This is a genomic window from Geobacillus sp. PLS 41 (genome assembly GCF_056494105.1).
On the sequence record NZ_CM151395.1, the window covers coordinates 3,041,284 to 3,054,075 of the forward strand.

The window sequence follows — 12,792 nt, forward strand, 5'->3', positions numbered from 1 at the left end:
ACTTGGCCGAAAGCCCTCTGTTATTGCGGGCGGGACGCCTCTTCACGCAAGGCGCGGCGCAAAATTTTCCCGACGTTCGTCTTCGGCAGTTCGGCACGGAACTCGACAATGCGCGGCACTTTGTACGCCGCTAAGTTTTTTCGGCAATGGGCAAGAATTTCTTCTTCGCTTGCCTGCATTCCATCTTTTAAAACGATAATCGCCTTCACCGTTTCGCCGCGGTACGGATCAGGCACACCAACTGCCGCCGCCTCTTTCACCGCTGGATGTTCGTACAGCACTTCTTCGATTTCACGCGGATAAATGTTATAGCCGCCGGCGATGATCAGATCTTTTTTCCGGTCGACAATCGTCACATACCCTTCCTCGTCAATCGAAGCCAAATCGCCAGTGTACAGCCAACCGTCGCGCAGCGCCGCCGCCGTTTCTTCCGGCATGTTCCAATAGCCTTTCATCACTTGCGGTCCACGGATAATCAGCTCGCCGACTTCGCCTGGCGGCAGCTCTTGCGTGCCAGTCGCCACATCGACGACTTTGTACTCGGTCAGCGGCATGCCGATGCCGACCGTGCCCGGCTTGCGCGCCGCAAACGGCGGATTGCAATGCGTCACTGGCGAGGCTTCGGACAAGCCGTATCCTTCAAGGATAACCGCTCCCGTTTTCGCTTCGAAATCGCGCATCAATTCAAGCGGCATCGGCGCGCTGCCGCTGTTGCACGTTTTAATGCTACTGATGCCGTATTGCTCGACTCCAGGAGTATTTGTAATAGCGACATACATCGTCGGCACGCCTGGAAACACGGTCGGCTGCTTGTCGCGAATCGTCTCCAACACTTCTTTCAGCTCAAAGCGCGGCAGCAAAATGTTTTCCGCTCCTTGGTAAATGGCCAAGTTCATTCCCGACGTCATCGCGAACACGTGGAACAACGGGATGACAGTTAAATATCGCTCTTTCCCGAACTCAAATGTCCCTTTGAAAAATTCGGCGCATTGCAAGACGTTGGCGAAAATGTTGCGATGGGTGAGCATCGCCCCTTTTGAGCGCCCTGTCGTCCCGCCAGTATATTGCAACACAGCGACGTCATGCGCCGGCTCGATCGACACCGGGCGCACAGCTCCGCTTCCTGCAGCAAGAAATTCGTCAAACGTGACATCTCCTTCAGCCAGCGAAACGGATGGCGGCGCTCCGAAGCTGACAGTGATCGCTTGTTTGACGGCTGTCTCCCCTCTGACGGCGGCAAGGCGCGGATAAAGCGGTTCATAAATGACGATCGTCTCGGCGCCGGAGTCTTTGAGCAAATAGGCAAGTTCGCGCTCAACAAGCATCGGGTTCACTTGTGTGACGATCGCGCCCGCCTGCAAAATGCCGTAGTAAGCGATGACATACTGCGGGCAGTTCGGCAGCATAATCGCGACGCGGTCGCCTTTTTGCACCCCAAGCGCCTGCAGGCTTGAGGTGAAACGGTTGACCGCCGCCTCAAGCTCGGCATAGGTGATCGTCTTGTCGTAAAATGTCAGCGCCGGCTGGGAGCCGAATTCCGCCGCTCGTTCATGCAGTACATCGCATACCGTTTTGTCGGGAATATCCATATAGAACGAAATGTGTTCCGGATAAAGAGACAACGCCCGTTTTTCGCTCATTTGCGTTTCCCCCTTTTTTTAATTAAATGCCGGTCGCATGGCTGCCGCCGTCAACGACGAGGAGCGCGCCCGTGACAAAGGCGGACGCCGGGGAAGCGAGAAACAAGACGGCCCCTTTCAAGTCATCTTCGCCGCCAAAGCGGCCGAGCGGCGTATGCTCGAGCACTTTTTTCCCAACGCGTTCAAGAACGACTTTTGACATTTTCGTCGGGAAAAAGCCCGGAGCCACCGCGTTGACGCGAATGCCGTGCTTCCCCCATTTGGCTGCTAGATCCCTCGTAAACGTAATAACCGCCCCTTTGCTCGTGTTGTAGCCGATCGTATTTAAAATGTCCGGGTGCGTGCCGCCAAGGCCAGCGACGGAAGCGATATTGATGATGGAACCGCCTGTTTGTTTGGCGATCATCACCTTGCCGACCGCCTGGCTCATGAGAAACGTGCCGGTAACGTTGACGTTGATCACCTTTTGCCATGCCTCAAGCGGCATTTCCTCGACCGGCGCTCCCCACGTCGCTCCGCTGTTGTTGACTAAAATGTCGATGCCGCCAAACTCTTTGACGGTCGTTTCGACGACATGTTTGACCTCCTCCGGATTCGTCACATCGCACCGCAGCGCCAGCGAACGGACGCCGAGCTGTTCAAGCTTTTCTTTCACTTGCTCGCACGCTTCCACTTTCCGCGAACAAACGACGACGTTCGCCCCGGCTTCGGCAAGACCGACGGCAATTTGCTCGCCGAGCCCGCGCCCACCGCCAGTGACAATGGCGGTTTTCCCCTCGATTTTAAATAAGTCCAACACATGCATACGACCACTTCCTCTCCCTTATTGTTGATATTGCCGCAATTCAAGCTTGGCAACTTGCTCTTTATGCACTTCGTCCGGCCCATCGGCCAGACGGAGCGTGCGCGAGTTCGCCCACATGGCGGCAAGCGGAAAATCGTTGCTCACCCCAGCGGCGCCAAACGCCTGAATGGCACGGTCGATGACCTTCAAAGCGACATTGGGCGCCACCACTTTAATCATCGCAATTTCTTTGCGCGCCGCTTTGTTGCCGACCGTATCCATCATGTACGCCGCCTTTAGCGTCAGCAAGCGCGCCTGCTCGATCTCAATGCGCGACTGGGCGATCCACTCGCGGATGACACCGTGTTCAGCGAGCGGCTTGCCGAACGCCACCCGCGACTGTACGCGCCGGCACATGAGTTCAAGCGCTCGCTCCGCCGCTCCGATGAGGCGCATGCAATGGTGGATCCGTCCCGGGCCAAGCCGGCCTTGAGCGATGGCGAACCCTTTTCCTTCGCCCCAAATGATGTTTTCTTTCGGCACGCGCACATGGTCATACGTAATTTCGGCATGCCCGTGCGGCGCATGGTCAAAGCCGAACACCGGCAGCATCCGTTCGATTTTCACGCCCGGCGTATCAAGCGGAACGATGATCATCGACTGTTGCTCATGTTTTGGCGCATCGGGGTTCGTTTTTCCCATCACGATGGCGACTTTGCAGCGCGGGTCGCCGGCGCCAGACGACCACCATTTCCGTCCGGTGATGACATACTCATCGCCGTCGCGAACGATCGAAGCGCGAATGTTCGTCGCATCGCTCGACGCGACATCCGGCTCCGTCATCGAAAAGCACGAGCGGATTTCTCCGTTCAAGAGCGGGATGAGCCACTTTTTCTTTTGCTCCTCTGTGCCATAGCGGACGAGCACTTCCATATTGCCCGTATCGGGCGCATTGCAGTTGAACACTTCCGGGGCGATGAGCGAGCGGCCCATTATTTCGCAAAGCGGCGCGTACTCCACATTCGTTAATCCCGCGCCGTATTCGCTGTCTGGCAAAAACAAATTCCAAAGCCCTTCTTTTTTCGCCTTTTCCTTCAATTCTTCGATGATCGGCGGCACGCCCGACCATCTCGACTCTTGTGTGTTCAGCTGCTCCTCATACACCCTCTCGTTCGGATAAATGTAATCCTCCATGAAAGCGCTTAATTTTTTGATCAACTCTTTCACTTTTGGTGAATAAGAAAAGTCCATATGCTCCCCTCCCTTTTATACTAACCGGTTGGTATGTTGTTTCTACTTTTACTATACCTCTACAAGAGGAAATATTCAATATTTTTCGATAAATACATCCGAATTTGCGCTTCCCATCTCCCCTGCTTCGCTGAGAAGACAGAGAAGATAAAAAAGGGCGAACAACCGCCCCGATTACGCCTTAACATACCGCTTGTATAGCGCTTGCGTGCCGCTGTTTTCCTCACCGGCTTGCGCCAACTCTTCGTACAGTTGCTTGGCGAGCGCCAGGCCTGGCAGCGGCAAGTTCATCCGCTCGGCTTCCTCAAGCGCAATTTTCATATCTTTAATGAAATGCTTGACGTAAAACCCAGGAGCAAAATCTCCTGACAACATGCGCGGCGCCAAGTTGCTCAGCGACCAGCTGCCGGCTGCCCCTTTGGCGATGCTTTCAAGCACTTTGAATGGATCAAGACCAGCCCGCTTCGCATACGCCATTGCCTCGCACACCCCAATCATGTTCGTCGCGATGGCAATTTGGTTGCACATTTTCGTATGCTGGCCGGCTCCAGCTCCTCCTTGCCGCACGATGTTCGTGCCAAGCCGCTCGAGAATCGGCTTGCACGCCAAAAAGACGTCCTCATCACCGCCGACCATAATCGTCAACGTTCCTTCGCGCGCGCCGATGTCGCCGCCGGACACCGGGGCGTCCAAAGCATGGATGCCCTTTTGCTTGGCCGCCTCGTAAATCGATTGCGCGAGCGTCGGCGTTGACGTCGTCATATCGATGACATATGTTCCCGGCCGCGCATTCTCCAAAATGCCACCCTCGCCGAAATACACTTGCTCGACATCGCGCGGATCGCCAACCATCGTCATGACGACATCCGCCTCCCGCGCCAAATCAGCAACCGTTTCCTTCCAAACCGCTCCTTCTTGAAGCAAGTCTTCCGCCTTTTCTTTTGTGCGTGTATAAGCTAGAAGTGGATAGCCCGCCTTCAGCAAGTGGCGCGCCATGCTTTTCCCCATGACGCCAAGGCCGATGAATCCGATCGTTTTCATCCGGTCTTCCCTCCTGTCGGTTTGCCTTAAATCGCCTTCACCATGCCGCCATCGACAATGAGCGCTTGACCAGTAACGTACGAATTCGCTTCGGACAGCAAGAAGACGACGACATTGGCAAACTCTTCAGGGGTTCCGTAGCGGCCGAGCGGAATGGCGCTTTTCATGCGCGCTTCCATTTCTTCTTTCGTAATGCCGAGTTTCTCGGCATTCACTTTGTCCAAAAAGGCGACGCGCTCCGTCGCGATCCGACCAGGAGCCACCGTATTGATTAAAATGCCATCCGGAGCCAGCTCAACAGCAAGCGTTTTCGTCAGCCCAACGATGCCAGTGCGGAACGTGTTGGATAAAATAAGCCCCGGAATCGGCTCTTTAATCGATGATGAGGCGATGTTGACAATTTTTCCTCCCTTTTTCTTTAAGTAAGGGAGCGCTTCGCGAATGAGGCGAATATAGCTTAACAAATTGAGCTCAAACGCATATTGCCAGTCTTCGTCGCTCACCGTTTCAAACGTTCCCGCCGGAGGGCCGCCGGCGTTGTTGACGAGCAAATCGATCGTCCCAAACGTCTCGACCGTTTTGGCGACAAGCTGGCGAATGTCGTCGGCGTTGGTGACATCTGTGCGCGTATAAGCGACGCGTCCCTTATGTAAACTGTTCAATTCTTCCGCCACTTCGTGCAACTTTTCTTCGTTTCGGCTCGTGATCATCACGTTTGTTCCTTCAAGCACAAGCGCTCGCGCAATCGCCTTGCCAAGCCCTTGGCTCGAGGCAGCGACAAGCGCCGTTTTTCCCGCCAATCCAAGTTCCATCGTCATCCCTCCAACAAAAGAATGGGTGTTAAGTAATTATATTCGCGATCATTCGTCATTTTCCTTCTTTGCGATCAGCGAAAAAAGTGATCCGCTGGGCGGATCACCTCTCTTCGAAAAACGACTGAAACCGTTTCATCCCTTCCTCGACATTAAGGCGGTCAACGTGAAACGGATTCGGATTGGCATCCTTCATCGGATCAGCATCAGTCCGCACCCCAATCGCCTCGGCGCCGTCGGCGGTCGGATCGTTGATGACGCTTTCGCGGGCGCCGTCGCGGTAAAACATGTGCGGGTGATCGTTTCGTCCACGCTCTGGCATCAAATTCCCCCCTTTTTCCGGTAGTGTTCCGTAAGACATGGAAAATCATTCACCGATCAGGGAAAGGCGGGGAAAAAGAAAGAGCCCGCGCATCGCAGGCTCCCCTTTTCCTTCCTAATCAACTTTCAAGCAGCAAATCTTCCGGATTTTCGATCAAGTCTTTCACCGTTTTTAAGAACCCTACGGCCTCTTTGCCATCGATGATGCGGTGGTCGTATGACAAGGCGACGTACATCATGGGACGGTTTTCGATCCGCTCTTCATCGACGGCGACCGGACGCAGTTTGATCGAATGCATCCCTAAAATGCCGACTTGCGGCCCGTTGAGAAGCGGGGTCGACAGAAGCGAACCGAACACACCGCCGTTCGTGATCGTAAACGTGCCGCCTTGCAAATCGGCGAGCGACAACTTGTTGCTGCGCGCTTTCGCTGCCAATTCGGCAATGTCGCGCTCAATTTCGGCGAAGTTTTTCCGGTCGCAGTCGCGCACAACCGGAACGACAAGCCCTTCATCCGTCGATACGGCAACGCCGATATCGTAATATTTTTTCAGCAAAATCTCATCGCCTTGGATCTCCGCGTTGACGTACGGATATTTTTTCAGCGCCGCGACAGCCGCTTTGACGAAAAACGACATAAAGCCAAGGCGGACGTCATGCTCTTCGAAAAATTTATCTTTTTTCCGCTTGCGCAAATCGATGACCGCCGACATGTCAATTTCGTTAAATGTCGTCAACATCGCGGTCGTTTGCGTCACTTCCAGCAGCCGTTTGGCGATCGTTTGCCGACGGCGCGACATTTTTTCGCGGATGACCGGCTTGCCGGCCTCAGCGGCTGGAACGGCGGCCGGCGTCGACGTCGGCGCGGCTTGCGGAGCCGGCTGCGGAGCGGCGGCCGGTTGTGCGGCAAACGAGGCGACGTCTTGTTTGCGCACGCGCCCAAGCGGATCAGCCGTTGGCACTTGCGTCAAGTCGATCCCTTTTTCACGTGCCATTTTCCGGGCGGCCGGAGAGGCGATTGGCCGCTGGCTCGGCGCCTGGGCAACCGCGACTGGCTGCGGCGCTGGCTGTTCATTGCTGTCGGCCGGCGCGACCGTTTCCGTTTCATCGGCTGGCTGCGGAGCAGCTTGCAAAGCGGCAGTCGGTGCTGCCGCTCCTTCGCCGATAATGGCGATCGCTTGGCCAACCGCAACCGTATCGCCTTCATTGGCCAGCAGCTGTTGCAAAACACCCGACTCTTCCGCCATAATTTCCACGTTCACTTTATCCGTTTCAAGCTCGCAAATCGATTCTCCTTTTTCCACGTAGTCGCCCGGTTTTTTCAGCCATTGGGCGATCGTTCCCTCCGTGATGGATTCTGCTAACTCTGGGACTTTGATCTCAGCCACGTTGATGCCCTCCTCAAATGTTCCGTAGTCATCATTCATGCTTCGTCAATGCACAGCGGATGATGCGCTCCTGCTCTTTTCGGTGGACGACCGGATCGCCTTCCGCCGGGCTCGCCCGCCGGCGCCGCCCGATATAGCTGACATCGACACCGTCTGGGGCAACGGCACGCAGGTGCGGCTCCATATACGTCCACGCGCCCATGTTTTTCGGTTCTTCCTGCACCCAGACGAGCTCTTTGACGTTCGGATAGCGGGCGATGATGTCTCTCACTGCTTCTTCCGGGAATGGGTACAGCTCTTCAATGCGCACGATATGCAGCCAGTCAAGACCTTCCATTTTGCCGATTTGTTCCGCCAAATCGATCATCAATTTGCCGGTGCCAAACACGATGCGTTCCACTTTGCCAGCGTCAGCGCCCAATCCCGGCTGTTCCAGCACCGGCGAGAACGCACCGTCAACGAACGCTTCCGCATCCGATGCCGCCAGCGGATGGCGGAGCAAGCTTTTTGGCGTCATGATGATGAGCGGGCGAACTTCTTCCCTTGTCAACAGCGCCGCCTGCCGCCGCAAAATATGGAAATATTGCGCGGCCGTCGATAAGTTGGCAACCGTCCAGTTGTTTTCCGCCGCCAGCTGCAAAAAGCGCTCGACGCGGCCGCTTGAATGTTCAGGGCCTTGCCCTTCGTAGCCGTGCGGCAATAGCATGACAAGCCCGGATTTTTGCCCCCATTTCGCCCGGCCGGATGAAATGAATTGATCAAACATCACTTGCGCCATGTTGGCGAAGTCGCCAAATTGCGCTTCCCAAAGCACGAGCGTCTCCGGCGCGTAAACGTTGTAGCCGTATTCATAGCCGAGCACGGCGGCTTCCGTCAGCGGGCTGTTGTACACGACAAACGACGCTTTGGCGCCGCTGATGTGGTGAAGCGGCACATACTCTTCTCCGGTTTTCACGTCATGGAGCACCAAATGGCGCTGCGCAAACGTGCCGCGCTGCGAATCTTGCCCGGTCAAGCGGATCGGCACGCCGTCTTGCAAAATCGTGGCAAACGCTAAAATTTCCGCGTGCGCCCAATCGACTTTGCCGTTTTGCGCAAACACGCCGCTTCGCCGTTTTAAAATGCGCTCAAGCTTGTTAAAGACGTTGAATCCGTCCGGAAACTGCAGCAATTCTTCATTCACACGATGGAGCACGTCTTTCGCCACGCCCGTTTTCACTGCCGGCAGCCGATCGACGACCGGTTTGGGCGGATCCATGATGAAATCGAGCTCGTCTTCGTTTTTCGGCACCCGTTCGTAGGCGATTTTCAGCCGTTCGGCCACCTCTTGCTCCATTTCGTCGACTTCCCGCTCGGTGATGATCCCTTTTTCCATCAATTTTTGCGCATACAGCTGGCGCACGGTCGGATGTTGGTTGATGATCGCGTACATCGTCGGGTTCGTCGCCATCGGCTCATCCATTTCATTATGACCGAAACGGCGGTAACCGATTAGGTCAATGACAAAGTCTTTTTTAAACCGCTGGCGGTAGGCAAACGCCAAGCATGCGGCCGCCAAACAAGCCTCCGGGTCGTCGGCATTGACGTGCACAATCGGCACCTCAAACCCTTTCGCCATATCGGAAGCATACGTCGTCGAGCGTGAATCGTAACTCTCCGTCGTAAAGCCGATCATGTTATTGGCGATGATATGGATCGTCCCGCCGGTCGTATAGCCGCGCAGCTGGCTTAAGTTGAGCGTTTCCGCGACGATCCCTTGTCCCGGGAACGCGGCATCGCCGTGAATCAAGATGGCAAACGACGCATCAGTATTTTGCACCGGCACTCCTGGTTTTGTCCGATCTTCTTGCGCGGCGCGCGTGTAGCCAAGCACAACCGGATTGACCACTTCGAGATGGCTTGGGTTGTTAGCGAGCGTAATCCGCATCGTATGCGCGCTTTTATTGCGAAGGCGGCGCGCCGCCCCTAAGTGGTATTTGACATCGCCCGTCCACCCGTACGTGATCGCCACTGACCCTTCAGACGGAATGAAATTTTTGCTTTCCGCATGCTGAAACTCGGCGAAAATCATTTCGTACGGCTTGCCGAGCACATGGGCAAGCACATTCAGCCGGCCGCGGTGCGCCATGCCGATGTTGACAGCGTCGATTTCATGTTCGATCGCTTGGCGGACGAGCTCATCCAAAAGCGGCACCATGGAATCAAGCCCTTCGATCGAAAACCGTTTTTGCCCGACATACGTCCGGTGGATGAACTTTTCAAACCCTTCCACTTCCGTCAGGCGGCGCAACAAAGCGACCCGCTCTTTGTTCGCCAAGCTCGGGTAATACGCTCCGGACTCGATTTGCTGAATGAGCCAGTTCCTCTCTTCAAGATTATGTACTTGCGAGAATTCGAACGCGATTTTGTCCGTGTAAATTTTGCGCAAATGCAAGATGGCATCCCAGCCGTTTTTGACATGCGCCGGAGCGTGCGGGCAAAGAAACGCGACCGGAATGCGCTTTAAGTCCTCTTCGGTTAAGTCGTATTCGTCAAGCTCCAAGCGGCGCAGCTTTTTCTCCTTTTTGACAAGCGGATTCGTATCGGCAACCAGATGGCCATAATGGCGAATGCTGTCCGCCAGCTTGACGGCAGCGACAAGCTTGCTGAAAATCGTCGGCGTCTCCGGCAGCCGGAACGTTTGATGCGTTTTGGCTGTTTCGTCATCCGCAGGAGAAACCGGTTCTTCCAAGACCGGCGCCCCCCACTGTTCGAACAATTGTTTCAGTTCCGGGTCGATGCTGTTAGGGTCATCGAGATACTGTTCGTACATTTCGATGACATAACCGAGGTTCGGCCCGTAAAACTGGCTCCACGGTTGAGCGTAGTTCGTCTGTTTTGCCATCGTGAAAAAACCTCCACCTTGTTTTCGCATCGTTCGGGCTGGCAACAGCTATGCATAAAAGTCCTCATTGCGCTGCCAGCATCCCCAAACGTACAGCAAAATAACGGTATAAACGTTTTCACTATTTATTTTAGCACTATCGCTCACTAAAATCGACGAAGAAGCTGAAAAAATTTCACTTATTATCATTGTATGAATAGAAAAAAGATCGTGACTGCACGGCGGCGGAACATTCGCGATTTTAAGCAAACGCCGACCGACATTCATCTCCCGCTTATTTTTGGACTGCACCCTGTACAAAGCGAAAGTGAAAGTCTCCTATTCGAAAATGATTGAACGCTCTCTTGCCTGCGCAAACGTTTAGCGGTGGGAGATTCTTTGGAACAACCGCTCCACGACAGGCTTGCCAGCCAAGCCATCCTCGTGTGTCCCACGGTTCCGTTGTCTTACGAAGACAGCAAGCGAAATCCTTCTTTATTTTGGGCGGCGTTAGGGAACATCCTTGATGCTTCATCCCCCACTTACGCACGCGGAAATGGGAGCCTTCTCGGCTGGAGATGATAAAAAAGGCGCCCCGTTGCCGCTAGGACGCCTTCCATTTTTTATGAAATCTTAAACTTCTCAACCAGTTGTTTCAACTGCCGGCTCATTTCGCTTAACGCCTCCGCCGATTCGGTCACCGTCGAAAGCGCCTGCAACTGATCATCAGCCGAAGCAGCCACTTCTTCCGCCGCTGCCGCTGCTTGTTGGGCGATGGCGGCGATGTTTTGCATCGCCCCGACGACATCGTCTTTGCTCGCGTTCATCCGCTTTGCTTCCTCCATAATCCCAGCGAGCGCTGTTGCCACTTGCTCCATCATGCCAGTGATTTTGACAAATGAATCGCCGGTCGTGTGCACCGCTTCCCGCTGTTCGTCGTACGCCTGCTTGGAGCGGCGGACCGCCTCCATCACCAGCCCGGCTTGCTGCTGGATGGCGGCGATCGTCGCGCGGATCATCTCCGTCGCTTTCGCGGATTGTTCGGCCAGCTTGCGCACCTCATCGGCGACAACGGCAAACCCTTTCCCATGCTCGCCAGCCCGCGCCGCCTCGATGCTGGCGTTTAACGCCAGCAAATTCGTCTGTCCGGAAATGGCCGTGATCGTTTGAATGACACCGTCAATTTCATCCATCTTTTTCACAAGGTCGCTAATGACATTTTCTACAGACTCGAGTTCATTTTTCGCTTCCTCCGATTTTTTCTGCAAAATGTTTAAATGCTCCAAGCCGTCGTAGCTCGCGGTTTTCGTTTCATCGGACAGCGACTCCATGCCAGCCGTCGCATTCGTGACCGCTTCGATTTGCTGCGACAGCGCTGTTGTCCGCTCATTGATCGTATCAAGGCTGCCTGCTTGATCGGTTGTTCCTTTGGCGATTTCGCCGATCGCTTTCGCCACTTGTTCGCTTGTCGCCATCGTTTCCTCTGAGACGGCGCTTAAATGATCAGCCGAGGCGGCCAGCTCGTTGACCGATCGGTTCACTTCGCCGATCAGCGCGCGCATATGATCGATCATCTCGTTAAAATGGCGAGCGAGGCGGCCGATTTCATCTTTGCTGGCGGTGCGCACTTGCACGGTCAAGTCACCGCCCGCCGCCTTTTCGACTTGCTCTTGCAGCGCCACAATCGGCTTGGTGATCGAGCGCGCTAAGAAATAAACGACGACCAAAGCGATGATGAACGCAATCACCGTAATGACAAGCATGGTTGCTCCGAGCGAGCGGCTCATCACTGATAAGTCTTTTTCTTTATAGACGGCGCCGACTTTCCAGCCGAGCTCTGGAATCGTAGTGAAGTAAATCACCCGCCATTCGCCGTCTTGCTCATATTCGTGCATTCCTTTTTCATGCTCGAGCATGTAGCGGACTGTCGCATTGTTCGCCATATTTTTCCCTTTATCTTCCGGATGAACAACCGCCGTTCCCTTCGTGTCAAACAGCACCGGATAGCCGTGATAGCCGACGTCGCTCGCATTGACGATTCTTGTCACCGCATCGAGCGTCATATCGATGCCGATGACCGCAGCAATGCGGCCGTTTTCGCTCACCGCTTTGGCCAACGTCACAACGTGCTTGCCGGTAATCGCATCGACGTACGGTTCGGTCCACACCACTTCATCCGGACGCTTCATCGCTTCTTTATACCACGGGCGGCTCGTCGGATCGTATCCATCCGGGAGCTCTGTCATCGGCGATATGTACATTTTCTTCTGCTCCGTGCCAATATAGATGAATTGCACATTCTCATGCAGGCGCAAAAACGTGCGGAACTGTTTCTCAAGCTGCAGCCACATTTTTTCATCTTGAACCATTTGCAAAGCCAACGGCGATTCACTGAATTGCACTAAGCTATTCTCCTCACTTTGAAAACTGTCGCGAATATCGCCAAGCAGTCCGTCAAGCGCCGTCTGCGCCCGCTGTTTCACGTCAGCATCCACCATCTTCCGCATTTGCACAACCCCAACGAGTTGTGTCGCTGCCAATGAAATCACTAACAATAAAGCCATCAAGACGATCAATTTACTGCGCAATGTCCGGAACACTCTCTATTTCTCCCCTCTGTTTCCTCTTTTTGTCGCACTAATTTTCATTATACAAAGGACGATCGGCCCCCGTCTATAGGAGGACCTTCTTA

8 protein-coding genes and 1 pseudogene are annotated in these 12,792 nt (G+C 54.6%); all 9 read right to left on the reverse strand.

Annotated features, from left to right (window positions below):
- Positions 1-20: 20 nt before the first annotated feature.
- The gene (locus ACVX3G_RS15220; protein WP_014195325.1) at positions 21-1,640 is read right to left on the reverse strand and encodes a long-chain-fatty-acid--CoA ligase; all 1,620 of its coding nucleotides are present in this window, start codon (positions 1,638-1,640) and stop codon (positions 21-23) included.
- A 22-nt stretch (positions 1,641-1,662) separates the two neighbouring features.
- The gene (locus ACVX3G_RS15225) at positions 1,663-2,445 is read right to left on the reverse strand and encodes an SDR family oxidoreductase (protein ID WP_011230529.1); all 783 of its coding nucleotides are present in this window, start codon (positions 2,443-2,445) and stop codon (positions 1,663-1,665) included.
- 18 nt (positions 2,446-2,463) lie between these two features.
- Positions 2,464-3,675: an acyl-CoA dehydrogenase gene (locus ACVX3G_RS15230; RefSeq protein ID WP_011230528.1), complete on the reverse strand. Its 1,212-nt coding sequence runs from the start codon at positions 3,673-3,675 to the stop codon at positions 2,464-2,466.
- Positions 3,676-3,849: 174 nt separating this feature from the next.
- Positions 3,850-4,725 (reverse strand): annotated as a pseudogene (locus ACVX3G_RS15235) (NAD(P)-dependent oxidoreductase); the annotation flags it as partial.
- Between the two features lie 17 nt (positions 4,726-4,742).
- On the reverse strand, positions 4,743-5,528 hold the full coding sequence (locus ACVX3G_RS15240) for an SDR family oxidoreductase (RefSeq protein ID WP_011230526.1): 786 nt from the start codon (positions 5,526-5,528) through the stop codon (positions 4,743-4,745).
- 103 nt (positions 5,529-5,631) lie between these two features.
- The gene (locus ACVX3G_RS15245; RefSeq protein WP_014195324.1) at positions 5,632-5,850 is read right to left on the reverse strand and encodes a hypothetical protein; all 219 of its coding nucleotides are present in this window, start codon (positions 5,848-5,850) and stop codon (positions 5,632-5,634) included.
- A gap of 118 nt (positions 5,851-5,968) precedes the next feature.
- A complete protein-coding gene (gene odhB, locus ACVX3G_RS15250) occupies positions 5,969-7,237 on the reverse strand; it encodes a 2-oxoglutarate dehydrogenase complex dihydrolipoyllysine-residue succinyltransferase (RefSeq protein WP_014195323.1) in 1,269 nt (422 codons plus the stop codon).
- 31 nt (positions 7,238-7,268) lie between these two features.
- Entirely contained in the window at positions 7,269-10,121 is a 2,853-nt protein-coding gene (locus ACVX3G_RS15255) for a 2-oxoglutarate dehydrogenase E1 component (RefSeq protein ID WP_020278644.1), read from the reverse strand.
- Between the two features lie 602 nt (positions 10,122-10,723).
- A complete protein-coding gene (locus ACVX3G_RS15260; protein WP_014195320.1) occupies positions 10,724-12,700 on the reverse strand; it encodes a methyl-accepting chemotaxis protein in 1,977 nt (658 codons plus the stop codon).
- Positions 12,701-12,792 lie beyond the last annotated feature (92 nt).